Raw genomic sequence first — 25464 nt, 5'->3', positions numbered from 1 at the left:
TTTTAGACAAGGGGGATGGCGGTGTCCAGAAAGTGTGCAGCGGATCAGGGGCTTGCTGCACCAGCACGGAGACCCGTTGATACCTCGCCGCAGCTGCGTTGACAGCCTTGGCACAGCCATGTTCTTCTCCCATCTAGGAGATAGTCACGTCGGGAGAGATCGGCAAAGGCGCCGGCGCCGAAGGAGCAACCGCCCCGGAAACTCTCAGGCAAACGGACCGCGTGACTTGCTAGCATCTGGAAAGAGACGCCGAAGGGCTTAGTGCCCGGACGTGTCCGCCGACGGGATAATACTCTCAGGCAAAGCGACAGATGGGGCTTCGACAGGTTTTTCGAGGAATCATCCTCGGGAACCGCGAGGGCCCTGTAATGCTTGCGTACGAACCCGAAACATCGCTGAAACACACCCCTCTGCACGCCTTGCACATGGCCAGCGGCGGCAAGATGGTGCCGTTTGCCGGCTATGACCTGCCGGTGCAATACGCCGCCGGCGTGCTCAGGGAACACCTCCATACCCGCGAGGCCGCCGGCTTGTTCGACGTTTCGCATATGGGCCAGATCGCGCTCCGTGCGAAATCCGGCAAGGTCGAGGACGCGGCCCTGGCCCTGGAACGGCTGGTGCCGCAGGATATCCTTGGCGTCCCGGCCGGCCGGCAGCGCTACGCGCAGTTCACCAATGGCGCGGGGGGCATTCTCGATGACCTGATGGTGGCCAATTTCGGCAGCCACCTGTACCTGGTGGTCAACGCCGCCTGCAAGACCGAGGACGAGGCGCATCTGCGCGCCAATCTGTCGGACGCTTGCATGATCGAGCCGCTGGCCGATCGCGCGCTGATCGCGCTGCAGGGGCCGAAAGCCGAATCGGTGCTGGCAAAATTTTGCGCGGACGCGCCCGCGATGCGATTCATGGATGCCGGCCCCCGACGCGTCGATGGCATCGATTGCTTCGTCTCGCGCTCCGGCTACACCGGCGAGGACGGCTTTGAGATTTCGGTTCCGGCCGAACATGCCGAGGCACTCGCAAAGGCGCTGCTGGGGAGCGGCGACGTGCTGCCGATCGGGTTAGGCGCGCGCGACAGCCTGCGGCTCGAGGCCGGGCTTTGCCTGCATGGCCACGACATCGACGCCACCACGACCCCGATCGAGGGCGCGCTGGAATGGTCGATCCAGAAGAGCCGCCGCCATGGCGGCGCGCGCGCGGGCGGCTTCCCCGGCGCGGACAGGATACTGCTCCAGCTCGAGAACGGCGCACCGCGCCGCCGCGTCGGCCTGAAACCGGAAGGCCGCGCCCCGGTGCGCGAAGGCGCGCCGCTGTTTGCCGATGCGGCTTCTTCCGAACAGATCGGCGCGGTGACCTCGGGCGGATTCGGCCCCAGCATCAATGCGCCGGTCGCGATGGGTTATCTGCCGGCTTCGCACGCCGCCTCCGGCGGCCTGGTGTTTACCGAATTGCGCGGACAGCGCCTGCCGCTGCGCGTTTCGCCCATGCCTTTCGTTCCCAAACCCTACAAACGCTGAAGGATTAGCCATGACCACGCTGTTCACCCCCGACCACGAATGGCTCCGCATCGAGGGCGATGTCGCTACTATCGGCGTCACAGATTATGCGCAGTCGCAGCTCGGCGACGTGGTGTTTGTCGAACTGCCGAAGGTCGGCCGCAGCCTGAAGAAGTCGGAAGTCGCCGCCGTGGTCGAATCCGTCAAGGCGGCGTCCGACGTCTACGCGCCGATTTCGGGCGAAGTGCTGGAAGTCAACGACGCGCTATCAGCCGACCCGGCGCTAATCAATGCCGACGCCGCCGGCAAGGCGTGGTTTTTCAAGATCAAGATATCGGACAAGAGCGAACTCGACGGTTTGATGGGTGAGGCCGGTTACAAGGCGCATACGGCGTGAAGACGAAGCAAGTCTCGATAGCAATAACCCCGTCATCGTCCGCGAAAGCGGACGATCCACTACGCCGTGACGCTTCCGTTCAATTGCTGCTGTCAGTGAATATTGGATGCCCCGCGTTCGCGGGGCATGACGAGAGAGCGAGGACAAACCCATGACCACGCACCGCAAACTCACCAACGAGGCCGCGACCAGCTTCGTGCGCCGCCACGTCGGACCCTCGCCCCGCGATATCGCGGCGATGCTGGAAACCGTCGGCGCAAACAGCCTGGGCGCGCTGATGGCGGAAACCCTGCCGTCGTCGATCCGGCAAAAAGCGCCGCTCGATCTCGGCACGCCCTTGAGCGAGACCGAGGCGCTGGCGCATATGCGCGAGCTGGCGTCACAGAACGCAGTCTTCACCTCGCTGATCGGACAAGGCTATTCGGGAACGATTTTGCCGGCGGTGATCCAGCGCAACATCCTCGAAAATCCAGCCTGGTACACGGCCTATACGCCGTATCAGCCGGAGATCAGCCAGGGCCGCCTCGAAGCGCTGTTCAACTTCCAGACCATGATCTGCGATTTGACCGGCCTCGATGTCGCCAACGCCTCGCTGCTGGATGAAGCCACCGCGGCGGCGGAGGCGATGGCGCTGGCGGAGCGCGCCGCCCAGGCGAGAGCCAAATCGTTCTTTGTCGACCACGAGGTGCATCCGCAGACGCTTGCGGTGTTGCGCACCCGCGCCGAACCGTTGGGCTGGAATTTGATCGTCGGCGATCCGCTTGTCGATCTCGAGAAGGCCGAGGTGTTCGGCGGATTGCTGCAATATCCGGCCAGTTCGGGCGCGGTGCGCGACCTGCGGCCGGCGATCGCGAGGCTGCGCGCCAAAGGTGCGCTGGCGATTCTGGCCGCCGATCTGCTGGCGCTGACGCTTCTGGCCTCACCCGGCGAACTCGGCGCCGACATCGCCATCGGATCGGCGCAACGCTTCGGCGTGCCGATGGGATACGGCGGACCGCATGCGGCCTATATGGCGGTGCGCGATGCGCTGAAGCGCTCACTGCCGGGGCGCCTTGTCGGGCTGTCGGTCGATTCGCGCGGGCAACCGGCCTATCGCCTGGCGCTGCAGACCCGCGAGCAGCATATCCGCCGCGAAAAGGCGACCTCGAACATCTGCACCGCGCAGGTGCTGCTGGCGGTGATCGCCTCGATGTATGCGGTCTATCATGGCCCGGAGGGACTGACCTATATCGCCCGCACCGTGCATCGCCGCGCTGCCGTGCTGGCGGCGGGATTGCGCAAGCTCGGCTTCGCGCCGCAGTCTGAGGCGTTCTTCGATACGGTGACGGTGGATGCCGGCAAAAAGCAGAACGAAATCATCGCCCGCGCTTTGGCCGAGAAGATCAACCTGCGGATCGGCGAGCGCACGCTCGGCATCGCGCTGGACGAGACCACGACGCCTGCCGTGGTCGAGGCGGTGTGGCGCGCGTTCGGCGGCAATCTGGTTTACGCGGAGGTCGAGGCGAGCGCGCGGGATGCCCTGCCCTCCGAACTGAAGCGCGGCACGCCGTTTCTTACCCATCCGGTATTCCACGCCCATCGCTCCGAGACCGAGTTGTTGCGCTACATGCGCAAGCTCTCAGATCGCGATCTCGCGCTCGACCGCGCGATGATCCCGCTGGGCTCCTGCACCATGAAGCTCAATGCGACGTCAGAGATGATCCCGCTGACCTGGCCGGAATTCGGCTCGTTGCATCCGTTCGCGCCGCGCGCGCAGGCGGAAGGCTATCGCGCGCTGTTCACACGCCTGGAGAAATGGCTGTGCGACATCACCGGCTATGACGCGATCTCACTGCAGCCGAATTCCGGCGCGCAGGGCGAATACGCAGGCTTGTTGGCGATCCGCGGCTATCATGCCGCGCGCCATGAGCCGCATCGCAAGGTGTGCCTGATCCCTTCCTCCGCCCACGGCACCAATCCGGCCTCCGCCAGCATGGCCGGCATGGAGGTCGTGGTGGTCGCCTGCGACGCGCGCGGCGACGTCGACGTCAACGATCTGCGTGCCAAGGCGGCGCGGCACGCCAACGATCTCGCCGCGATCATGATCACCTATCCCTCCACCCACGGCGTGTTCGAGGAGCACATAAGCGAGATCTGCGAGATCGTGCACGGCCATGGCGGACAGGTCTATCTCGACGGCGCCAACATGAACGCGCAGGTGGGGCTGTCGCGGCCGGGCGATTACGGCGCCGATGTCAGCCATCTCAACCTGCACAAGACGTTCTGCATTCCGCACGGCGGCGGTGGCCCCGGCATGGGCCCGATCGGCGTCAAGGCGCACCTTGCGCCATTCCTGCCGGGGCATCCCGCGAGCGGCGGCGCAAGCCCGCCGGCGGTCGGGCCGGTTTCGGCAGCGCCTTACGGCTCGGCGTCGATCCTGACGATTTCCTACATCTACATTTTGATGATGGGCGGCGAAGGCCTGACCCGCGCCACCGAAATCGCAATTCTCAATGCCAACTACATCGCGAGCAGACTCGAGCCGCATTTTCCGGTGCTGTACCGCAACGCCAAGGGCCGCGTCGCCCATGAATGCATCGTCGATCCGCGCCCGTTGAAGACATCAAGCGGCGTCACCGTCGATGATATTGCCAAGCGGCTGATCGACTATGGTTTTCATGCGCCGACCATGAGCTTCCCGGTGCCGGGGACGCTGATGATCGAGCCAACCGAATCCGAATCGAAGGCCGAGCTTGATCGCTTCTGCGAAGCCATGATCGCGATCCGGCGCGAGATCGCCGAGATCGAGTCCGGCCGCTGGAAGGTCGAGGCCTCGCCGCTGCGCCACGCGCCGCACACGGTGCACGACATCGCCGACGACGCCTGGTCGCGGCCCTATGGCCGAGCCGAGGGCTGCTTTCCCGCGGGCACCTCGCGATCGGACAAATACTGGTGTCCGGTCGGACGCATCGACAATGTCTATGGCGACCGCAATCTCGTCTGCTCGTGTCCGCCGGTTACTGACTACGCACAGGCGGCGGAGTGACGCGCGCTCGTCATGCGCAGGCTTGACCCGCGCATCCATTTAAAAAAAGTGTTTTGCGACGAAGATGGATTGCCGGCTCAAGCCCGGCAATGACGGACAAATGCAAGGCATAGGCGGCGTCACGAGGTCACGCTTATGGCGGCGCTCTGAACCAGCGAATCAAAAACCTCCGGTCAAGGCCCCAAGCGTCTCTGAAATCTCGGATTTCCAGATCGGCCGCGCGTGCGGGATGGCGGCAAAGGAATCCATTCGAAAGCAAAAACGGGCACCTTGACGTCGGCAACTCAACGTCTTCGGCGCCCGCTCAAGTCGAACTCTAAGTCATCAGACTAAAGCCCGAAAAACCTCACTCCTCCGCCGGCTCGTCGCCTTCGGCATCGCGCTCGGGGGAGCCGGCCAGGATCTGTTCGGCGATCAGGCCGGAATTCTGGCGGATCGCGGCTTCGATCTTCGCGGTCATGTCGGGATTGGCCTTGAGAAACGCCTTCGAATTCTCGCGGCCCTGGCCAAGCCTCTGGCTGTCGTAGGAGAACCAGGCGCCGGATTTCTCGACGATGCCGGCTTTGACCCCGAGATCGAGAATTTCACCCATCTTGGAGACGCCCTCGCCATACATGATGTCGAATTCGACCTGCTTGAACGGCGGCGCCAGCTTGTTCTTCACCACCTTAACGCGGGTCTGGTTGCCGACCACCTCGTCGCGCTCCTTGATCGCGCCGATGCGGCGAATGTCGAGGCGGACGGAGGCGTAGAATTTCAGCGCGTTGCCGCCGGTGGTGGTTTCCGGCGAGCCGTACATCACGCCGATCTTCATCCGGATCTGGTTGATGAAAATCACCATGGTGTTGGATTTGTTGATCGAGGCGGTGAGCTTGCGCAGCGCCTGGCTCATCAGCCGTGCCTGCAGGCCGGGCAGCGCGTCGCCCATCTCGCCCTCGAGCTCGGCGCGCGGCACCAAGGCCGCCACCGAATCCACCACCAGCACGTCGACCGCGCCGGAACGCACCAGCGTGTCGCAGATTTCCAGCGCCTGCTCGCCGGTGTCGGGCTGCGAGATCAGGAGTTCGTCGATATTGACGCCGAGCTTTCGGGCATAGACCGGATCGAGCGCGTGTTCGGCATCGATGAAGGCACAGATGCCACCCTTCTTCTGGCCTTCGGCCACCGTGTGCAGCGCCAGCGTAGTCTTGCCCGATGATTCCGGGCCGTAAATTTCCACCACCCGCCCCTTCGGCAAGCCGCCGACGCCGAGCGCGATATCAAGCCCGAGCGAGCCCGAGGAAATGGTCTCGACGTCCATCGAGCGGTCGTTCTTGCCCAGTTTCATCACCGAGCCCTTGCCGAACTGACGCTCGATCTGGGAGAGCGCGGCGGACAGGGCTTTTGTCTTGTCCATGGAGGATCCTTCGACGATACGCAGGGCAGTGGCGGACATGGGTCGTGCTCCTTATGGCGGGGATTCGCTAGCGGGACAAACGGGTGATGGTCGGCAACGAGCGGGTAGCTGATGGAAATAATGTACCCCATTTGTTCCAGGTTCGCAATATGTTCTTTTGGCTATCGGGGTACTGGCCTGTTTTAAGCCTCAGTGGCCTACTTTGAATTTCGCAGTGGCCTAATTTGATTTTGAGAACGAAACGCCATCTTTCGTTCTGTGGATAAGTCCCAAATTTGCCGCCGTCCGTTCCAGAAAGGCCGCCTCAGTTGGCGGGTACTGGCCTGTTCTGACCCCCTAGTGGTCTAATTTGATTTGTGCCCCACTGGGGGAACTGACACCCGGTCGAGGGCATATTAGGATCGGCGTTACAAAAATGAACCGTACGGTTAGGACCCGTAAGCGTGAGGTCGTGTCATGCAGCGTCGCCGTTTCAAGAACATACTGACTTTTCCTGATCGGCTGGCAAAGGAAGCCGAGCGATTTCGACAGGAAGCGGAGACCAAGCCGCCGGGCCAGGAACGAGACGACCTTCTAAGAAAGGCCCGTCAGGCTGAGACCGCCGCTCACATAGACCAATGGATTAACTCGCCGGGGTTGAAGCCGCCGGAGTAAGGCCGCCTCACTTGGCGACCTCTTTCATTTCGGGTGCTGGCCTGTTTCGACCCTCAGTGGCCCAATCTGAGAACAGCAGTGGCCTGCTTTGAATTTGCCTGGTGGCGAACCGCGATTCCCGTGGTTGTATGCGGCGTTGACAAAAACCCAGGGGAGAAGATCAGCGGGTAGATAAGTTAACCTTGCGTATTCGTGATGCACGTCCGCCGGTACTGGCCTGTTTCCATAATTAGTGGCCGGTTATGAAAACCGCAGCGGCCCAGGTTGAAAAATCCCGATTGCCTATTTTTGTGCTTAAGGTTGTACTGAGATTGTTTCACACTTTAATTTGGAGGACGCAATGCGAACCGTCACCTTTGCCGTTTTCAGCCTGTTTATTCTTGTTGGCTCGGCCGACGCAGCAATACTTCAATCCAAGCTTATTTGCGGGAAGCCTCAACCAATCAACTACAGTTCCTGGAAGGTGGCTCAGGCCGCGTGTGCTAAGGTTGCTGGAACTGCCTCTGCCCCGGTCTGCGGTGGGACATGCACAGGCGGCAATCTTTGCGATATTTCGATCGATTCGAACGGCAAGTCATCCTGCGCTTGCTCATAAGGACTGGCGAGGCTGTCTTAATTCGCGGCCTCTCCGCGTAGTTCTTCGGACAAGAACAGAGTTCGAGGCCGCCTCAGTTGGCGGCCTCTTTCTTTTGGACTTCAATTTCAGCATCCACGCCGTAGGCGACTTGAAATCCACAATCATCGACAGGACCTGGTTGCAGACCGCGACCTGCACGATCGACATCGCTCGATTTTCGAACCAAACGTTAGTGGCCTGGTTAGCGAGAAATTAAAGATAGCCCAGCCGAGAACCCAGTATAACTACGGAGATTCAAATCCCGTCATTTGAACTTTGGCACACGTCGTGCAGACAAAACCTTGCTGGGGGATTTGAGGGCCCAGTACGTAAACCAACACCGCCGGGCGAGCATATTCCGCTCAGGCGGTGTTGTGCGTTACGGCCGCCAACTGAGGCGGCTCGCCCTCCACAACCGCTTTCAGTTCGGTGCGCGCGTCCCCGTGCCGGCAGGTCCCGGGGCTCTAAACGGCGGCGGCGTGTCCAAAATTCCGCCGCTTGGCGGCTTGCTCTGCGAGGGAAATCTCAGCGGCTCCGGTGGGACGTTATCGAGCTTCTGATCGCTCGTGCAATTCGGGTGGCATTTCACACATGTGTCATGCTTCCCCCTGCATCGTGACTCGCAGCCGGGCCTGAGAGTACCGCCGGTTGTACGCCTGCATTTGTCGTAACAGCTGTCGAGCTTCTTGATGCATGTGTCGTCAACCGCGTGAGCAGGGTCGGAAACGCAGATAAGCGCGACGAACCCCAAGCTCAGGATGATGCGAAATAGCCAGCTAACGTCGGGCTTCATTCCGAGTCTCCAAAATATGAAGACCCCGCGTAGCTCGTTGGGATGATGCTGCAGTCAACCTAACGAATGATTTCGGCCATAAACGACTTTGGCCTGTTTTTCAAATCCCCAGTGACCTAGTCGCCAGTACCTTTCAGCGGTGTTGTGCGTCAAAGGAACGGCCTCAGCTTCGGAGGAAGCTGAGGCCGTGGGGGTTGTGCCGAACCGGCGAGGAATCGGCACGCTCGATAAGCTGCTAGCCTCAATACGGTTCCAAGCAGAGTGTCCTGATATCGAGGTTCTTGACCTTGGAACACGCGGGCATCTGCTCTCAAAGTTCGCTTTGGCACTTTTCTACGGAACGAATCCGCGACTTCCGCATGTACCTAGGCTGTGGGGTGGTATCGCGTGGGGAACATCGTGATCGGCAGGCAATATTTCACGCGTCAGGCGACGACGCTTCTCAAATTCGCCAAATCAACCAGAAACCCTGAACTTGCAGCCGTCCTGATCGAGAAGGCGGCCGATCTGAAATCCCAAGTCGATGAGACTGGGACCCGGCCGGATTCGAGTCCGCTCCCGCCGGATGTGGAACCAGCTGGCTAGCCTTGTGCTCCCGACGCCGGTCGCGGCATTTTTCCTCGGCATTTTCTTGGCGCGATGCGCTGGAACCTCGTCGTCCGTCGCAGACACATTTGTGGCTGGGGGAACGCCGTTTTTCCCCCTGAAGCGTCCGGTGGTCTGCCGCGCTTTATCGATTTCTTAATATTTTTAGCATTCTACAGCGCCATGGACGACCAGCGCACTTTCCCACGTCATCGCGTCTTGAAGAGCGGAACGATCGAGTTCAACGGCGGCGCGATCGATTGCACAGTCCGCAATCGATCGAACGCCGGTGCCGCTTTGGACGTAACTAGTCCGATCGGAATCCCGGAGCAGTTCGTGCTGGTCGCTGACGGTTCGCAGCTGCCCTGCCACGTCGTTTGGCGCAAAGAAACACGCATCGGCGTCGCCTTCGATTGACGGCCAATAAGTCTTGAATTTCGCTGCGGTCGCGTCCGGGCAGACACCTCGTCAAGGCCGGCGCCACCTGACCGGCGCTAGTCGGCGCTGGGCAGCCGCCGCATGGTGAATTCGATCTCGCCGCCAGGCAATTCGCGCCAGCTTTCGACCCCGCTCATATAGGCGGCCTTGGGATAGCGGGTGAGGAAATCGCGCGCCTTGCTCCGCGCCTCGTGGCGCGGCAGGGTGAAGGTCTCCCGCAGGTAGCCGTCATCCGGCTTACGCCGGCCCGCCATCCGATCGGCCAGATCGCGCGGGCGAGAGGCCATGTCGCAACTCCGAACACCATAATGACCGGCTCAATATAGCGCCCGCAGGAGCCAATCCGAGTCCTTTTCCCATCGCAATGGGCAGGAATTGAGTCGCATATGCGACATAAAATTGTTACAAATGGAACAAGTTGTTTCGAATGGAACCCGAAGGTTACAGGCCTTCGCTTGCAGCCTCGGCGCGCTAGGAGCCACCAAACATAGGAAATAACGGGCCATGCCCGACCACGATCGACGGACCAACCGGCTGCTCTCGCTGTTGTCGGATGACAACTACGAGAGGTTGCGCCCGCATTTGTCGCTCGTGGTGTTCGAATATAGAAAAAGCCTCTACGAGGCATCGCGCCCGATCGATCATGTGTATTTCCCCATCGACGGAGTCGCTTCGCTCGTCGTCACGACGGCCGATGGCGCCAGCGCTGAGGTCGGCACGATCGGCAACGAGGGAATGGTGGGATTGCCGATTTGCCTCGGCGATCGCGACGCACCCTCATCGGTGTATGTACAGGTTCCGGGGACGGCTCTCGCCATCGACGCCCGAATTTTCCGCGGCGAACTTGAACGAAGTCCGACGCTGAAGCTGATCATGCTCCGCTATGCCCATGCCTTCTTCAACCAAATCGCGCAATCGGTAGCCTGCGCGCATTTGCATAAAGTCGAACAGCGCTGTTGCCGCTGGCTGCTAATGACGCGCGACCGGATGCCTTCAGGCGATTTCCTGCTCACCCACGAATTTTTGGGAATGATGTTAGGCGTGCGACGAACGACCGTCACCGACGTGATGGGCACCCTGCAAAAAGCGGGGCTGATCCGCTATCGGCGGGGCCACGTCACGATCCTCGATCAAGACGCGCTGCGGCAGCGAGCCTGCGAATGCTACGACATTTCGAAACGGGAGTTCGATCGGCTGCTTGGCGATACACCGGCCGCACCAAGGACCGACAAGAAGCGTCGATTGATCAGCGAAGTCGGATAGACCGGAGCGGAAACATGTCGGTCGAAAGCGCTTTATCCAGGGACCACCGTATTCAACTTAAAGGTGAATCATTGCTATGACGGGTACCGTACCGACAACGCCTCTTCATTTTTCCTATACACAAGCTTCCGCGGAATCGCCCTCTCGGAGCGCCCTCCCCACCCCCGCGGTAAATCGGCCCGACCGACCGGGCGGGATATGATATTGGTAGCATCAAAGAACGGCATGGCCTTGGACAACAAGCTGCTTGCCTCCCTGCCACGCGACCATTTCGATCGGCTGCTTCCGTATCTGTCGATCGTCTCCCTGCACCAGGGCGAGGTCCTGGTTGAAGCCGGCGACGAGGTCGACCAGGTCTACTTCCCGCACGACGGCATGCTCTCACTGCTCGCCGTGCTGCGCGACGGCAAGGCGATCGAAACCGCGACTGTCGGTCGCGAGGGCGTGGTCGGCGCGATGGCCGGGCTTGGCCTGTACAAATCGCTGGTGCGCGTCGTCGTGCAGATGCCGATGGCCTGTACCAAAATCGCCGCCACCCATTTCAGGACGGCAGTCGCCGGTAGCGACCCCCTGCGCAATCTCTGCATCCGTTATAACGAGGTACTGCTGTCGCAGGCGCGGGTAACCGCCGCCTGCAACGCACTGCACTCGATCGAGCCGCGATTTTGCCGCTGGCTGCTCCAATCCGCGGATCGGGCTTCAAGCGACACCGTCGCTTTAACCCAGGAATTTCTCGCCGAAATGTTGGGGGTGAGGCGGACCTCGGTGACGGAAGTCGCCAGCAAGGTGCAAAGCGCGGGCGTCATCACCTATTCGCGCGGCGTGATCAGGATCCTGGACCGGCCGGCGCTCTTGCGGATGTCCTGCGAGTGCTACGAAACCCTGCTGGATCAATCGGCAGTCCTGGCCTGACGGTTCGATTTCAGTTTGCGGTGCTGCCGGTCTTGGTCCGCGGCTTTGCCGGAGCTGAGGCCTTGGGTGCATCGGCGCTGCGCACAGTGCCCCACGGGTCGGAGGAGACCTTGGCGTCCGGTATTTTCTTCAGCGATTCTTTATAGGCTTTGTCCCTTGCCGCCTCAGCTTCCTTCTCCTCGGGAGATTTGGATTGCAGCTCCGGGATCAAATTGACGTTGGGTGTCGACATCTGTGCGTAAGCCGGCGCTGTCAACAATGCGATGGCAGCCGCCAAGCGGAAAACTCTCATAGAATGCTCCCTGCATTTGGCCGCAATATACCACCGGGTGGATCGCGACGCCAAGCGTGCCCAGTTGCGCGGCTCAAAACCGGTCCGACTTGCAGGATTTCGGCGATTGCATCCAATCGTCCCAGATCGGACCGCATTTGGTGCAGCCATTGAGGGCGAGCCCCATAGTGACCACGCTGAAAATCAGTGCCAATCGCCTGAACATGACCGGACCTACTCCCCGCAGTGTATCATAGAGCTTCGAGCCAGGCATTTTCAAGCCACGCCGGGCGTGTGTCCATTTTCCGCCAGTTGCGCTCTAGTTTATGCGCTGGCACCAATGCCAGGGCGAGGAGCATCCGTTCATGCAACCGGAAACGCGGGCGGCCGAATTCGATATCGAGGAAGCCAAGCGCGTGCTTGGCGATGTATTTGCGCCGTGGGTGCAGGATCTCGGGCTGTCGATCGAGCGCATCGAATGCGCTGCTCCGTCAGGTGCCGCGGCCGACTGGCAGCCGGGTGCGATCCTGCGCATGGCCTTCTCCGAGCGCTTATGCCGGAACGGCGGCATCGTCTGCGGTCAAGCGCTGATGGCGCTCGCTGACACCTCCATGGTGATTGCGATACTTGCCGCCAACCGCGGCTACCGGCCGATGACGACGGTGGATCAAACCACGCATTTCATGCGCGCCGCCACCTCGTCGGACGTGCTGGCGGATGCGCGCGTGGTTCGCCTCGGTCGCACCATGAGCTTCGGCCGTGTCACCTTGTCGAGTGCCTCCGACAACAAGCCGGTGGCCATGGTATCGAGCGCATTTGCGATGCTGTGAGAGCAGCCAGCTCGCGGCAGTGGATCTAGGTCAACTCGAGTACGCACGCTCTCCGTGTTGTGATTGGACAGGCCGCAGATTTCGGCTGGACAACCAGATGTGTGACAAGGTGTTGGCGACCCCCGGAGTTGGGGATGTTGCGAAGCCAGCGATCGATAAGCTTCGTGGAAAACTCCATAGGCTCTCGCGCGCTTGATCTCCAGATGCCGTTTGCGCGGTCTGCTCGAGGCAGGCCGCGCGGCGGCAGTACCTGCTAGAGCCGAAGGCATGCGCGCTCTGCCGCTTCGATCTGTAGCAATTCGAATGCATCAGGAGGAAATCAATGGCCGACAAGACCAGCTTCACAAAGGATGAATGGACGCTGCTTCTGAAAAGCCCAATGATCGCGGGAATGGCTGTTACCGCGGCCGACCCAAGCGGGCTTTGGGGTCTTTTGAAGGAATCGTTTGCTGGCGGCACCGCGCTAACGAAAGTCGCAACCGACTCCAACGCTAACAGCCTGGTAAAGGCGGTGGTTGCTGATTTCTCAACAAGCGAGGGGCGAAGCGCCGCGCGCGATGGCCTCAAGGCGGAATTCGCCGGTGGCAAGCCCGCAGACATCAAGACCAAATCCGTCGAGTCGTTGCGCCAGGTTTCAGCATTGCTGAGCGCAAAAGCCCCCGGCGACGCCGCTGCGTTCAAAACTTGGCTGCAGCAGATCAGTCAAAGCACCGCTGAAGCAGCCTCAGAGGGCGGCAGTTTATTCGGCGGCGGAGTTCAGGTGAGCGACGCCGAAAAGGCGACGCTCGGTGAGATATCTAGCGCGCTCGGCGTTTGATGGGTCTTTCTAAGCAGCAGGCAAAAGCGGCCCAGATGGATGCCAATGGATCGCGTCACGAAACTCAGCGACACGCCATAGAAGCCCGGCTCAACATGCTCGCGCGCGGCGCACGGTCGAACCGACAAGCGAACCTGTCTGTTTTGGGTCTTGGTCGTGCAAAAAAAGCGCCGGCCCTAGTCTAGATATCGTAATAGAGATGGAACTCGTGAGGATGAGGGCGCAGCCGGATGGCATCGACCTCCCTTTTTCGCTTGTAGTCGAGCCAGGTTTCGATCACATCCCCAGTGAATACGTCGCCGCGCAGCAGGAACGCGTGATCGCGTTCGAGCGCGTCAAGCGCCTGGTCCAACGATCCGGGGGTCGATTTCACATCCTTCGCCTCGGCAGGCGGGAGGTCATAAAGATTCTTGTCGATCGGCCTGCCCGGGTCGATGCGGTTGTTGATGCCGTCAAGGCCGGCCATCAGCATCGCGGAGAAGGCTAGGTAGGGATTGCAGGAGGGATCCGGCGAACGGAACTCGACGCGCTTTGCCCGCGGGTTCGGCGAATACATCGGAATCCGGCAGCAGGCCGAGCGATTGCGTTGGGAATAGACCAGGTTGATCGGAGCTTCGTAACCCGGCACCAGACGCCGATAGGAGTTTGTGGTCGGGGCGCATAGCGCGCATAATGCCCAGGCGTGCGTCAATAGCCCGCCGATGTAGTAGCGGCCAAGCTCGCTCAGCTCCGCGTAGTCACCCTTGTCGTAGAACAGGTTGGTCTCGCCCTTCCATAAACTCTGATGAACGTGCATTCCCGAAGCGTTGTCCTCGAACAGCGGTTTTGGCATGAACGTCGCGGTCATGCCGTGCTGGCGAGCGGTGTTCTTAACCACGTATTTGTAGATCATCAGGTTGTCGGCCATGCGGGTGAGCGTGGTGAAACGCATGTCTATTTCGTTTTGGCCGCCGGTCGCGACTTCGTGGTGATGGGCTTCGATCTGGATTCCGAGCGACTCCATCGTCAGCACCATTTCCGTGCGGAGAGCCTGCATACTGTCGGTCGGAGGAACCGGAAAATATCCCTCTTTCGGGCGCGGCTTGTGGCCCAAATTCGGCGCTTCCCTCTTGCCGGTGTTCCAGCTGCCCTCGCTGGAATCGATTCTGTGGAATGCGTAGTTGATGCCCTGTCCGTAGCGCACGTCGTTGAATACGAAGAACTCAGCCTCCGGGCCGAAATAGCTCGTATCGGCGCGGCCGATGCCCTTCAGATAAGTCTCGGCCTTCTGGGCGATGTAGCGAGCATCGCGGCTATAGGGTTGACCGGTGATCGGGTCTCTGATGTCGCAGATCAGGGCCAGCGTCGTAGCGGGGGAAAACGGGTCGAGGAAGGCCGTCGTCGGATCCGGGACGACCAGCATGTCGCTTTCCTGGATCTCCTGGAAGCCGCGGATCGACGAACCGTCGAAGCCGATGCCTTCATTGAGAGTATCGATATTCACTGCGCTCGGCGGAACGGAAAAGTGTTGCCACACCCCCGGCAAGTCGGTGAACCGCAGATCGATCATCTGGACCTTCTCGTCCTTGATCGCCTTCAGAAGATCTTCGGCTGTCGCACAATTCGGAACCATGGCTTCACTCCTTGATCGAGAGCGGCGCCTTGAAGATCGTGTTGCCGTTCAGCCGCGGCCAAGCGGCCTGGGGCGGATTCGGTCCACGTTCCACCTCCCGCGCCGCCCCCGCACCGGCCTCGATCCGGCATGGCGGCGCTCGCGTTCGGGCACGTCTTGTCACCCGCGAGCCCGCGGTTTCAGCTTTGGTGCGGCCCACGCATGAGCTTCAAGGCGTCTTCGATATGCCGCCAGGTTCGGGCCAGTTCCACCTCGCCCTTTGCTTCAAGGTCGATAGCGTTCTGGGCAGCTTCCGCAATGGCCCGGGGGCCATGTGCTTCCAGCAACTGTCGCGCATAAGCATGAATTTCGATTTCTCGCATGGCGTCATGCTCCTCTCGTTCTGCGCGCAACCGTGAACACCAGTCGGGCAGCGGAACCGTAGACGTTGACACCTCTCAAGCCGAGCCAGTCTGCCTCCTGGCGCGGGACGTTTGCAAGAGCCCGCTCGAGGTCATGGGCCGCCAAACCGGACACCGGCGACCATTCCGGCGGGCTTACCGTAATTCTTCTGCTCTAGATCGGTAGCAGCGGCGGCAGAACGTCATGGATGGTCAAGTCACCTCGCCACGCCCGGTTGTGGAATGAGATGGGTGAGCAGATCCGTCGGCAGCGGAAAGACAATGGTTGAGGACCGCTCGCTCGCGGTGTCGTGCAGGGCTGCGAAATAGCGTAGCTGCATCGCCTGTGGTTCCCGGGCCAGAAGCCGGCCAGCCTCGACGAGCTTCTCGGCGGCCTGCTGCTCGCCTTCGGCATTGATCACCTTTGCACGCCGCAACCGCTCGGCCTCGGCCTGTTTGGCGATCGCGCGGATCATGTTTTCGTTGAGATCGACATGTTTGATCTCGACGTTGGTCACCTTGATGCCCCAGGCGTCGGTCTGCTGATCGAGGATCTCCTGAATGTCAGCGTTGAGCCGATCCCGTTCCGCCAGCAGTTCGTCGAGCTCGTGTTTGCCGAGGACGGAGCGCAGCGTGGTTTGCGCCAGCTGGCTGGTCGCGGCCATAAAGTCCGCGACCTTGATGACCGCTCGCTCCGGGTCGACGATGCGGAAGTAGAGGACGGCATTGACCTTGACCGTGACATTGTCGCGCGTGATCACGTCCTGGGGCGGCACGTCCTGCACCACGACCCGCAGATCGACCTTGACCATCTGCTGCGCGAACGGAATGAGGATGAAGAGACCGGGGCCCTTCACCCCGGTGAAGCGACCCAGCGTGAAGACGATGCCGCGCTCATATTCTCTCAAGATACGGATCGCCGCCGCGAGAAACATGATCACGACGACTACGAGAACAAGATAGCTCAGATAGTCTAACATCATCACACACCTCCTTCGCTGACGGTTCTTTCGGATCGCCGCCGCACCACAAGCGTCAGGTCCTTGATGCCGGCCACCTCGACCACCTCTCCGGGTGTAAGGGCTTCCGCTCCGTGGGCCTGCCAGCGCTCACCATGAGTGAAGACGTGACCTTCGCTGCCGGACCAGTCGAGAACTTCGGCGGGCAGCCCGCGCATGGCCTGTCCCCCGACCCGGGCCGGGTTTCTGCGAGCGCGCCAGAGCGAGCCGAGCACGACGACGGTCATGCTGACGATCATCGCCATCGCGATGATGACGACCGTCCATGACAGCTGGTATCCAGGTGCTTGGATCTTGAACAGCATGGCGGCCCCGAGAAGAAACGCGGCAATGCCGCCAAGGCCGAGAACCACGGTTGGGTTGAAGGTTTCGACGGCTAGAAAGGCGATCCCCAGCAGCATAAGGGCCAGGCCGGCGTAATTGATCGGCAGCATGTTGAGGGCATAGAGGCCGAGCAGCAGACTGATCGTCCCGACCACGCCGGGCGCTATGGCGCCCGGAGTGGAAAACTCGAAGATCAAACCGTAGATGCCGACGATCAGCAGGATGAAAGCGACGTTGGGATCGGTGATAACGGACAGAAATCGGATCAGCCAGCCGGGATCGAGTCGCTCAATTGTCAGGCCCTTTGTCGCCAGCTGTCGGATATCGCCACCTGCGACCTCGACCGTGCGGCCGGTGATCTGCTCGAGCAGTTCGGCCGGACTGCGTGCGATGAGATCGATAACATTCGCCTGCAAGGCGCTGCTGGCGGAAAGACTGGCGGCGTCGCGGACAGCCTTCTCGGCCCAATCGGCATTGCGCCCGCGCAGCTCGGCCAAACTGCGGATCAACGCGACTGCGTCGTTCGTCGCCTTCGCCGTCATGGCGTCCTTCGGCGCAGGCTGCTTCGCATCGTCCTTTTTGTCCTTGCCGTCCTTGTCTGGAGTGCTGTCTGGCAGACCCGGCAGCGGGCCGCCGATCTGCACCGGCGTTGCAGCGCCGAGATTGGTGCCCGGCGCCATGGCCGCGATATGCGTTGCATAGAGAATATAGGTTCCCGCGCTCGCGGCATGGGCACCGGCAGGAGCAACGTAGCCAATGACGGGAACAGAGGACCCAAGCACATCGGCAATAATCTCGCGCATGCTGGTGGCGAGGCCGCCCGGCGTGTTCAGGCGCAGGACGACGACCTCAGCCCGTCGTTCGCCCGCCGTCGTCAGCGCTTCCTTCACATATCTGGCGGTTGCCGGACCGATCGCTCCGTCGATCTCGATCATCAACGCGGGTCTGCCGCCCTCCTCGGCCGACAGAGGCGTAAGAGGAGCAAATTGAACAGCGGCGGCAATCGCCGCAACAAGGGCCGCCTGCGCCATCTTCACGGCAAGACTCCCTACCAAGGCGATATATGGGGGTAGTCTTCCCGTACCTCAATATGATCTATCCGGCGGACCGGCAGCCGAGCGCGGTCCTGCGCATGGCGTTGTCCGAGCGCCTGTGCCGGAACCGCGGCATCGTCTGCGGTCAGGCGCTGATGGCGCTCGCCGACACCTCCAATGCACCCGATGATAAACGCGCGTGCCCACCGAGCTAGACTTGCAATGACGGCGCGCAAAGCGCCTCGCCTACCCTGCGATCGGCTGATCGGCCTCCATCACCAGTACGCCGCCAATCATTTACGCTACCGCGGCGAACCCACGCGGGCTCACTACGTACTCTCTAAAGATTGTGTCTGTCGCGTCGGCTTCGACGAGCGACACGTCATAGCTCCAGAGATCGGCGAGATGCTGCAGCACCCGCCTCGTGTCGCCTTCGTTCAGTTGAGCTCCTTTGACTACGGCATGGCGCAACATCAAGCGACGATCGCCCGCCAGGTCAACATCGACCACTTCGATGTTGGGATCGATGAACCCAATGTCGTGCTGCCGCGCCAATTCACGACGAACACGACGATAGCCGCGTTCATCATGGATAGCATCGACCCTGACGCCGGCGCTTTCCGCCGGATCGTCATGCAGATGGAACATTCGCAAGTGCCTCATCAGTCGTGGACTGAGGAACTGGCTGATGAAACTTTCATCGCGGTAGTTGGCCCAGACGTCGCGCAATACCGCCATCACGTCACCGGTCCCGGCAATGTCCGGAAACCACTCACGATCCTCGTCGTCAGGATTGGAGACGATGCGTTCGATGTCCTGCATCATCGCGAAGCCGAGCGCATAGGGATTGAAGCCCGAAAAACGCGGATCGTCGAAGTCGGGCTGAAACACCACATTGGTATGCGACTGCAGGAATTCGAGGAAATTTCCGTCGGAAATCAGGCCCTGTTCGTGCAGCCGGGTGATGATGCGGTAGTGCACATACGTCGCGGCGCCCTCGTTCATGACTTTGGTCTGACTCTGCGGATAAAAATACTGCGCGATGTTCCGCACAATCCGAAGCAACTCGCGCTGCCAAGGATGCAGGCGCGGCGCCGTCTTCTCCAGGAAGTACAACAGATTTTCCTGTGGCAACCCAAGCAGCTTGCGGCGCCGTTCGGCGTTCAGCAATTTCGGGCTCTTGATCGGCCCGGTCGGAACGGTTCGCCACAGGTCATTGAAGGCGCTCTCCTCGTGCAAGCGGCGCTCTTCAGCGCGCTTTTCTTCGGTGCGAAGATCGAGCGTCTTCTTGCCGGGATAACGATCGATGCCATGCGACATCAAGGCGTGCGCGGCATCGAGCGTATGCTCGACCGCCAACCGGCCGTGGCGCTCGTCGCATTGCGCCACGTAATTCTTCGCAAAATCGAGATAGTCGAGGATCCCCTCGGCGTCCGTCCATTGTTTAAAGAGATAATTGTTCTTGAAGAAATGGTTGTGGCCGAACGCCGCGTGGGCGATCACCAGCGTCTGCATGGTCGCGGTATTTTCCTCCATCAAATAGGAAATACACGGTGAACTGTTGATAACGATCTCATACGCGAGGCCCATAAGCCCTTTGCGGTAGAACGCCTCGTGATGGGCGAAATGCTTGCCGAACGACCAATGTTTATAGAACAGCGGCATGCCGACCGAGGAGTATGCATCCAGCATCTGCTCGGCGGTGATGACCTCGATCTGGTTCGGGTAGATGTCAAGCCCCAGTTCAGATCGCGCAATCTTTTCGCAGGCGTCGTGGATACGTTGCAGCTTTGGGAAGTCCCAGTCCGCTCCCTCGAACAGGCGCTCCGCTGTTGCGGTCATGGCGCGGCTTTCTCCTGTTTTCGACGACGTTGAAACAGATCGTGAAACACCGGAAAGATCTCGCTGCGGTCGCTGACCTTGCGCATCGACAGCTGTGCGCCATCGGCGCGCAAGCGCTCATACAGCCTCCAAAGCGATGAATCCGGCATATCGAACGTGCCGCCGCCGGCCTCACCGACTTCCAGATAGGCAAAGAACTGGCTGACCGGCAGTATCTTCTCCGTCAGCAGCCGCCGCACGACATCACTGTCGGAGGTGGAATTATCTCCGTCGGAGGCCTGGGCGGCGTAGATATTCCAGTCGGCCGGGCGAAACCGCGACCTGACGATTTCGTGCATCACCTCCAGCGCGCTCGACACCAAGGTGCCGCCCGATGCCGGTCCGTGAAAGAAAGTATCTTCGTCAACCTCCTCGGCCCGGTCGGTATGGCGAATGAAGATGATCTCGACATGCCGATAGCGCCGCGTCAGAAACACATAGAGCAGCATGTAGAAGCGCTTGGCGAGATCCTTCATATGCTCGGACATTGAGCCTGACACGTCCATCAGACAAAACATGACGGCCTGGGCAACCGGCTTCGGCACGTTTTCGAAGCGACGGTATCGGATGTCGATGGGATCGATGAACGGAATGCGGCGAACTTTTGCCTTCAATGCTTCGATCTCGGCCAGCAGCTCGCTGCGGCGCGCCTCGTCGCAGTCTGCGAGCTCGGCTTCAAGTTGCGCGATCGTCTCCGGCCGCGGTCGACGCAACGCGACCCGCCGCGCGAGCGCGAGCCGCACCGTGCGGCTTACCGAGAGGTTCGCGGCCGAGCCCGAGGTCGTATAGCCGGCCCGCTGACGCCCCTCGCTCTCCGCTTCAGCGAGCTTCCGCTTGGCGAGGTCCGGCAATTCGAGATCGTCGAGGAACAGGTCGACAAACTCATCGCGGCTCAGGACGAACCGGAACGCATCTTCGCTGTCGCCCTCGCCTGGCGCGGAGGCCTTTCCGCGACCTTCACCCGAACGCGGAAGCATGTCGCCTTCGACGAATTTCTTGTTACCGGGAAGCACCATGTCGCGGATGCCGCCTTCGCGGCGAAAGCGAGGCTCGTGCATTCCATCGAGTGGAATGCTGACCTCGCCGCCCTCCAGGACATCCTTGATGTCGCGGTCCTGTGAAGATTTCTTGACGGCGCCCTGAACCAGCGCCTTGGCACGACGCAAGAAACGCTGGCGGTTCTCAAGGCTCTTGCCGCCCGGATTCAGGCGCCTGTCAATGATGTGCATGGCCACTGTCGCATCCGCCTCAGCCGGCTTGCTTCACGCGCATGTACCATTCGACGAGCCGACGAACCTGACGCTCAGTATAGCCGCGCCCTACCATCCGCGCGACAAACTCGCCGTGCTTCTTTTCGGTATCGCCATCCTTTTTCGTGCCAAACGAGATAACGGGAAGAAGGTCTTCGACCTGCGAAAATATCCGCTTCTCGATGACCTCCCGGATCTTTTCATAGCTGGTCCAGGACGGATTCTTTCCGCTGTTCTGAGCCCGCGACCGCAGCGAGAACTTGACGACTTCGTTGCGGAAGTCCTTGGGGTTGGCGATGCCCGCCGGCTTCTCGATCTTGCTCAGTTCCTGGTTGAGAAGCTCGCGATTGAGCATCTGGCCGGTGTCGGGATCCTTGAAGTCCTGATCTTCGATCCAGGCATCGGCGTAATCTACGTAGCGGTCGAACAGGTTTTGACCGTAATCCCCATAGGATTCGAGATAGGCTTTCTGGATCTCGTGGCCGATGAATTCCGCATAGCGTGGCACCAGCTCAGCCTTGATGAATTCGAGGTAGCGCTTTTCGACATCGTCGGGGAGCTGCTCGCGGCGGATCGCCTGTTCAAGCGTATACATCAGATGCACGGGATCGGCGCCAAGCTCTGCGGTGTCGTGATTGTATGTTGCGGCCAGAACCTTGAACGCGAAGCGCGTCGAGGCGCCGTCCATGCCTTCGTCGACGCCGGCGGCATCCTTGTATTCCTGGACGCTGCGAGCCTTGGGATCGGATTCCTTGAGGCTTTCACCGTCATAGACCCGCATCTTCGCGAACAGCGTCGAGTTCTCGTGCCTGCGCAAGCGTGACACGACCGAAAAGCGCGCAAGCGTCTCCAGGGTCGCGGGTGCACACGGCGCGGACGCGAGTTCGGATCCCTGAATGAGCTTCTCATAGATCTTCTGCTCTTCGGTCACCCGCAGGCAGTACGGCACCTTGATGACGCAGATGCGATCGATGAAGGCTTCGTTATTCTTGTTGGCCTTGAAGCTTTGCCATTCAGCTTCGTTCGAATGCGCGAGAACGATGCCGATAAAGGGGATCGCACCGATATTTTCGGTGCCGATGTAGTTGCCCTCCTGAGTCGCCGTCAACAGCGGGTGCAGCATCTTGATCGGCGCCTTGAACATCTCGACGAATTCGAGAATGCCCTGGTTGGCGCGGTTCAAGCCGCCGGAATAGCTATAGGCATCGGGATCATTCTGAGCAAAAGTCTCCAGCTTGCGAATGTCGACCTTGCCGACAAGGGACGAGATGTCCTGATTGTTCTCATCACCGGGCTCCGTCTTGGTGATCGCGATCTGCCGCAAGCGCGAGGGCTGGATTTTGGCGACGCGGAATCGGGAAATATCGCCACCGAAAGCCTGGAGCCGCTTGTAGCACCAGGGGCTCATCAGCCCGTTCAGGCGGCGCCGTGGAATCCCGTACTTTTCCTCGATCATCGGACCCAGCGATTCCGGATCGAACAGACTGAGCGGGCTCTCGAACACAGGACTGAGTTCGTCGCCGGCTTTCAGCACATAGATCGGATGAACCTCCATCAACAACTTCAGCCGCTCCGCGAGCGATGATTTGCCACCGCCCACCGGCCCGAGCAGATAGAGAATCTGCTTGCGCTCTTCCAGACCTTGCGCCGCGTGCCGAAAGAACCCGACGATGCGCTCGATCGTTTCTTCCATGCCATAGAATCCAGCGAAAGCTGGATAGACGCGCATTGTCCTATTCAAAAAAATGCGACCAAGGCGGGGGTCCTTGGCCGTGTCGATCATTTGAGGCTCACCAATCGCCGCTAGCAGCCGCTCGGCCGCATTAGCATATCGCATCGGATCCCCTCGACACGATTCCAAATATTCCGCCATCGACATATCGGTTTCGCTTCGGGCTTCGTAGGACCTAGCGAAAGCATTGAACAGAGAATCGTTGTACATGATCTCTCTCCTCATATGATCAACTGCTGGACGCGCTGCTTGGTTCCACGAGCCAGAGCGCTCCCGCATCTGCTCGAATCAGCCTTGGCACATAGGTCCATTGGACACGCGACCCTCTCCCCTACGCAATGCAATAGTTGTTCTGGCGGCGCCGTCATTACCTGCATATGATGTGATTTCGGTGTGATGTAGCCGGCCCGCAACATCCGGGCAAATACTGGCGCCAAGGCTGCGGATTTACCGTGCATTGCTTGAGACTACGGAAGCCAAGCCGAGACAACAAGTTACCATGGGTTTAGGTTGCTTATACGTTGGTTCCTGGTCCGTGTCGGTGCGATGGCCCGTTCCGAGCCCCATTAGCGGCTCCGAATGAGACTCGGCTGAGGCCCGCTTCGGGTCGATTTGCGTCGATTTCGTGCCACCCGGTACTACGTCGATTACCGACTAAGGTCGAAGATGCCGGTTCGGCGCAGTCTTGCGCGTCGGCGCCAGCGCCACAGCGCAGCCGCCGTCAGCACAATCGCGAACACAATAGCGATTGCCTTGCTCCAGAACCGTCCGCCGGGCCGATCGACGGTGCGGGACCACAGCGAAGGCGCTTCGCCCTGCCGCGCCAGACGAAAGGCCACGACGCTGTCACCGATCGTGGTGCCGGCTTCTGAATGACCGCCGGCGCCGACTGCGACATATTGTTCGCCCTTCCAGAGATAAGTCATGGGATTGGCGACGCCGGGGACCGGCAAGCGGCCCTGCCACAGTTCTTTGCCGGATTTGGCGTCGAAGGCCCGCAAATAAGCGTCCATCGCGCCGGTGAAGACCAGTCCGCCTGCCGTGATCACCACGCCGTTGACCAGCGGCGTACCCCAGTTGAAAGCGATCCCAAGCGGCGCACGATCTTCCGTCGTGCCGACAGTCGAACGCCAGAGAATTTTGCCCGCCAGGTCGACCGCGAGCATCTCGCCCCATGGCGGCCTGTTGCACAACAGGCCCAATGGCGACATTGCGACCACGCGCGTCATCGCAAAGGGCGCGCCCTGCTGCGGTCCGAAATCATGACCGGGCGGAGGCTTGAAGACTTCCGCCTCGGTTCTCGGAAGCAGTTTGATGATGTTCACGGCGCGGCTGACGTTGACGTAAAGCATCTGGCTCACGGGATCGAATGCCGCACCACCCCAATTCACGCCGCCTCCGGTCATCGGAAACACCAGCGTGCCTTGCGTCGAGGGCGGCGTGTAGAGTCCCTCATTGCGCGCGCTTTCGAGTTTTTCCCTGCAGGCGGAGCGGCCGAACGTCAAAAACGGCTCCAGCGCATCGACGGTGGAAAACCGTTGCGGCATCAGCGCCGGCACATGGGTGGGAAACGGCTGCGTCGGCGAGAGGTGCTCGCCTTCCGCACCGCCTTCCGGTACCGGCCGTTCCTCGACCGGCCAGATCGGTTTGCCGGTCTCAAGGTCGAGCACGAAGACAAGACCCTGCTTGGTCGGCTGGATCACGGCGTCACGCATTCCAGCGCCGGTGTCGATACGCGCTAGCGTCGGCTGCGCCGGCAGATCGTAGTCCCAGACGTCGTGATGCACGGTTTGGAATGACCACACCAGTTCGCCGGTCTCGGCCCGCAGCGCGACGACGGAATTCGCGTGCTCGTTGTTGCCGGGCCGCTTGCCGCCCCAGAAGTCAGGGCTCGGCGAAGATGTCGGCATGAATACCAAACCGCGGTCTTCGTCTACCGACATCGGCGCCCAGACATTGGCATGCCTGCGACAATGCCGCTGTGAATCAGCGGATCCCAACTCCAGCGTAAACCGCCGGTCCGCGCATCAAAGGCGCGCACCGTTCCAAGCGGCGCGTCGACGCGGCGATTGTCGGATATCGCGGAGCCGACAATGACGACACCTCGGCTCACCACCGGCGCTGACGTGATCTGGAATTCGCCCGGCCACTCCAACTGCCTGCCGATTTCGAGCTTGATCTCGCCATTCGCGCCAAAATCGGCACAGGGGATGCCGGTCGTGGCGTCGAGCGCAATCACACGCACGTCGTTGGTGCCCATGAAAATCCGCGCGCGGCAGACTGCGCGCTCGGGTGCCTGGTCGTCGACCCAGTAGGCGACGCCGCGGCAGACGTAGCGGTTTCCGGGACGCTGATTGGTGTTGATCTTCGGATCGTATCGCCACTTCTGCGCGCCGCTGCCGGGGTCGAGCGCGATGACCTCGTTGAACGGCGAACAGAAGATGATGCTGTCCTCGACAAACAGCGGGGTCGCCTGAAATTTCGTGCGCGCCATCACCGCCGCCGCGCGCCTATCGAGATCGCCGGTGCGAAATTCCCAGGCGCGCACGAGATTGCCGACATTGGCGGGCGTGATCCGGGCGAGCGGCGAAAACCGCGTTCCTCCGCGATCCCCTCCCCAATGCTCCCAGCCAAGCGCCGGCGCTACGGCCAACACGGTGACGGCGAACAGGCCGAGTAGGCATCGCACCGTCCTTCGCGGCGATAGGATGATCGCATTTCGGCTACATTTTCGACAGG

18 protein-coding genes, 2 pseudogenes and 1 riboswitch are annotated in these 25464 nt (G+C 60.8%); of the genes and pseudogenes, 9 read left to right on the top strand and 11 right to left on the bottom strand.

From position 1 onward, the window contains the following. Nucleotides 1–140: 140 nt before the first annotated feature. A riboswitch (glycine riboswitch) is annotated at nt 141–229 on the top strand. 139 nt (nt 230–368) lie between these two features. The 3 genes from gcvT (at nt 369) to gcvP (ending at nt 4918) form a co-directional block, all read left to right on the top strand. Then, nucleotides 369–1517 carry a glycine cleavage system aminomethyltransferase GcvT gene (gene gcvT / locus N554_RS0112405; protein WP_029583755.1) on the top strand — a complete coding sequence of 383 codons (1149 nt, stop codon included), beginning with the start codon at nt 369–371 and terminating at the stop codon, nt 1515–1517. A 10-nt stretch (nt 1518–1527) separates the two neighbouring features. Then, nucleotides 1528–1893, top strand: coding sequence for a glycine cleavage system protein GcvH (gene gcvH, locus N554_RS0112400; protein WP_029583754.1), 366 nt, complete (start codon nt 1528–1530; stop codon nt 1891–1893). Nucleotides 1894–2044: 151 nt separating this feature from the next. Then, complete coding sequence (gene gcvP, locus N554_RS0112395; protein ID WP_029583753.1) at nt 2045–4918, top strand: aminomethyl-transferring glycine dehydrogenase; 2874 nt, start codon at nt 2045–2047, stop codon at nt 4916–4918. 346 nt (nt 4919–5264) lie between these two features. Here the strand turns inward: gcvP and recA are convergent, their stop codons facing one another. Then, nucleotides 5265–6353: a recombinase RecA gene (gene recA, locus N554_RS0112390; RefSeq protein WP_029583752.1), complete on the bottom strand. Its 1089-nt coding sequence runs from the start codon at nt 6351–6353 to the stop codon at nt 5265–5267. A gap of 2792 nt (nt 6354–9145) precedes the next feature. On the opposite strand from recA, the gene N554_RS0112375 reads away from it, so the two are divergent. Then, a complete protein-coding gene (locus N554_RS0112375; protein WP_029583749.1) occupies nt 9146–9379 on the top strand; it encodes a PilZ domain-containing protein in 234 nt (77 codons plus the stop codon). A 77-nt stretch (nt 9380–9456) separates the two neighbouring features. Here N554_RS0112375 and N554_RS0112370 read toward each other — a convergent pair whose 3' ends face one another. Next, nucleotides 9457–9687: a hypothetical protein gene (locus N554_RS0112370; protein ID WP_029583748.1), complete on the bottom strand. Its 231-nt coding sequence runs from the start codon at nt 9685–9687 to the stop codon at nt 9457–9459. A gap of 217 nt (nt 9688–9904) precedes the next feature. On the opposite strand from N554_RS0112370, the gene N554_RS0112365 reads away from it, so the two are divergent. Together N554_RS0112365 and N554_RS0112360 are read left to right on the top strand one after the other, a co-directional pair. Then, a complete protein-coding gene (locus N554_RS0112365; RefSeq protein ID WP_029583747.1) occupies nt 9905–10663 on the top strand; it encodes a Crp/Fnr family transcriptional regulator in 759 nt (252 codons plus the stop codon). A 204-nt stretch (nt 10664–10867) separates the two neighbouring features. Continuing rightward, on the top strand, nt 10868–11575 hold the full coding sequence (locus tag N554_RS0112360) for a Crp/Fnr family transcriptional regulator (RefSeq protein ID WP_197033563.1): 708 nt from the start codon (nt 10868–10870) through the stop codon (nt 11573–11575). A 10-nt stretch (nt 11576–11585) separates the two neighbouring features. Here N554_RS0112360 and N554_RS0112355 read toward each other — a convergent pair whose 3' ends face one another. Then, nucleotides 11586–11867, bottom strand: a complete 282-nt coding sequence (locus N554_RS0112355) for a hypothetical protein (RefSeq protein WP_029583745.1) — start codon at nt 11865–11867, stop codon at nt 11586–11588. Between the two features lie 344 nt (nt 11868–12211). On the opposite strand from N554_RS0112355, the gene N554_RS0112345 reads away from it, so the two are divergent. Next, entirely contained in the window at nt 12212–12676 is a 465-nt protein-coding gene (locus tag N554_RS0112345; protein WP_029583743.1) for a PaaI family thioesterase, read from the top strand. Nucleotides 12677–12998: 322 nt separating this feature from the next. Next, a complete protein-coding gene (locus N554_RS0112340; protein WP_029583742.1) occupies nt 12999–13493 on the top strand; it encodes a hypothetical protein in 495 nt (164 codons plus the stop codon). Between the two features lie 181 nt (nt 13494–13674). On the opposite strand, the gene glnA is transcribed toward N554_RS0112340, so the two are convergent. The 4 genes from glnA to N554_RS0112320 all read right to left on the bottom strand — a co-directional run bounded on the left by glnA (nt 13675) and on the right by N554_RS0112320 (nt 17865). Then, nucleotides 13675–15105, bottom strand: a complete 1431-nt coding sequence (gene glnA / locus N554_RS0112335) for a type I glutamate--ammonia ligase (protein ID WP_029583741.1) — start codon at nt 15103–15105, stop codon at nt 13675–13677. Nucleotides 15106–15284: 179 nt separating this feature from the next. Beyond that, nucleotides 15285–15467, bottom strand: a complete 183-nt coding sequence (locus N554_RS38245; protein WP_081851249.1) for a hypothetical protein — start codon at nt 15465–15467, stop codon at nt 15285–15287. 236 nt (nt 15468–15703) lie between these two features. After that, nucleotides 15704–16468, bottom strand: coding sequence for a slipin family protein (locus N554_RS0112325; RefSeq protein WP_029583739.1), 765 nt, complete (start codon nt 16466–16468; stop codon nt 15704–15706). Next, nucleotides 16468–17865 carry an NfeD family protein gene (locus tag N554_RS0112320; RefSeq protein WP_029583738.1) on the bottom strand — a complete coding sequence of 466 codons (1398 nt, stop codon included), beginning with the start codon at nt 17863–17865 and terminating at the stop codon, nt 16468–16470. Before N554_RS0112320 ends, N554_RS0112325 begins: the two co-directional genes overlap by 1 nt. Nucleotides 17866–17933: 68 nt before the next feature. Between N554_RS0112320 and N554_RS42990 the strand changes: the two are divergent. Further along, nucleotides 17934–18038, top strand: a pseudogene (locus N554_RS42990) (thioesterase); the annotation flags it as partial. Nucleotides 18039–18159: 121 nt separating this feature from the next. Here N554_RS42990 and N554_RS0112310 read toward each other — a convergent pair. From N554_RS0112310 to N554_RS35750, 4 genes and pseudogenes are all read right to left on the bottom strand, one after another. Then, nucleotides 18160–19704, bottom strand: a complete 1545-nt coding sequence (locus N554_RS0112310) for a SpoVR family protein (protein WP_029583737.1) — start codon at nt 19702–19704, stop codon at nt 18160–18162. After that, complete coding sequence (locus N554_RS0112305; RefSeq protein WP_029583736.1) at nt 19701–20972, bottom strand: YeaH/YhbH family protein; 1272 nt, start codon at nt 20970–20972, stop codon at nt 19701–19703. Before N554_RS0112305 ends, N554_RS0112310 begins: the two co-directional genes overlap by 4 nt. 19 nt (nt 20973–20991) lie before the next feature. After that, nucleotides 20992–22935 carry a PrkA family serine protein kinase gene (locus N554_RS0112300; RefSeq protein WP_029583735.1) on the bottom strand — a complete coding sequence of 648 codons (1944 nt, stop codon included), beginning with the start codon at nt 22933–22935 and terminating at the stop codon, nt 20992–20994. A gap of 437 nt (nt 22936–23372) precedes the next feature. After that, nucleotides 23373–25414, bottom strand: a pseudogene (locus tag N554_RS35750) (pyrroloquinoline quinone-dependent dehydrogenase). Nucleotides 25415–25464 lie beyond the last annotated feature (50 nt).

The sequence above is a fragment of the Bradyrhizobium sp. URHD0069 genome, assembly GCF_000701345.1.
GTDB lineage: Bacteria > Pseudomonadota > Alphaproteobacteria > Rhizobiales > Xanthobacteraceae > Bradyrhizobium.
This window is presented reverse-complemented; position numbering and strand designations above follow the sequence as displayed.

What these genes read in the sequence shown, in the direction of transcription:
- gcvP (WP_029583753.1), top strand. Translation starts at nt 2,045, where the DNA reads ATGACCACGCACCGCAAACTCACCAACGAGGCCGCGACCAGCTTCGTG.
- N554_RS0112305 (WP_029583736.1), bottom strand. Translation starts at nt 20,972, where the DNA reads ATGCACATCATTGACAGGCGCCTGAATCCGGGCGGCAAGAGCCTTGAG.
- gcvT (WP_029583755.1), top strand. Translation starts at nt 369, where the DNA reads ATGCTTGCGTACGAACCCGAAACATCGCTGAAACACACCCCTCTGCAC.
- N554_RS0112375 (WP_029583749.1), top strand. Translation starts at nt 9,146, where the DNA reads ATGGACGACCAGCGCACTTTCCCACGTCATCGCGTCTTGAAGAGCGGA.
- recA (WP_029583752.1), bottom strand. Translation starts at nt 6,353, where the DNA reads ATGTCCGCCACTGCCCTGCGTATCGTCGAAGGATCCTCCATGGACAAG.
- N554_RS0112300 (WP_029583735.1), bottom strand. Translation starts at nt 22,935, where the DNA reads ATGTACAACGATTCTCTGTTCAATGCTTTCGCTAGGTCCTACGAAGCC.
- glnA (WP_029583741.1), bottom strand. Translation starts at nt 15,105, where the DNA reads ATGGTTCCGAATTGTGCGACAGCCGAAGATCTTCTGAAGGCGATCAAG.
- N554_RS0112345 (WP_029583743.1), top strand. Translation starts at nt 12,212, where the DNA reads ATGCAACCGGAAACGCGGGCGGCCGAATTCGATATCGAGGAAGCCAAG.
- gcvH (WP_029583754.1), top strand. Translation starts at nt 1,528, where the DNA reads ATGACCACGCTGTTCACCCCCGACCACGAATGGCTCCGCATCGAGGGC.
- N554_RS0112325 (WP_029583739.1), bottom strand. Translation starts at nt 16,468, where the DNA reads ATGATGTTAGACTATCTGAGCTATCTTGTTCTCGTAGTCGTCGTGATC.
- N554_RS0112340 (WP_029583742.1), top strand. Translation starts at nt 12,999, where the DNA reads ATGGCCGACAAGACCAGCTTCACAAAGGATGAATGGACGCTGCTTCTG.
- N554_RS0112310 (WP_029583737.1), bottom strand. Translation starts at nt 19,704, where the DNA reads ATGACCGCAACAGCGGAGCGCCTGTTCGAGGGAGCGGACTGGGACTTC.
- N554_RS0112355 (WP_029583745.1), bottom strand. Translation starts at nt 11,867, where the DNA reads ATGAGAGTTTTCCGCTTGGCGGCTGCCATCGCATTGTTGACAGCGCCG.
- N554_RS0112365 (WP_029583747.1), top strand. Translation starts at nt 9,905, where the DNA reads ATGCCCGACCACGATCGACGGACCAACCGGCTGCTCTCGCTGTTGTCG.
- N554_RS38245 (WP_081851249.1), bottom strand. Translation starts at nt 15,467, where the DNA reads ATGCGAGAAATCGAAATTCATGCTTATGCGCGACAGTTGCTGGAAGCA.
- N554_RS0112370 (WP_029583748.1), bottom strand. Translation starts at nt 9,687, where the DNA reads ATGGCCTCTCGCCCGCGCGATCTGGCCGATCGGATGGCGGGCCGGCGT.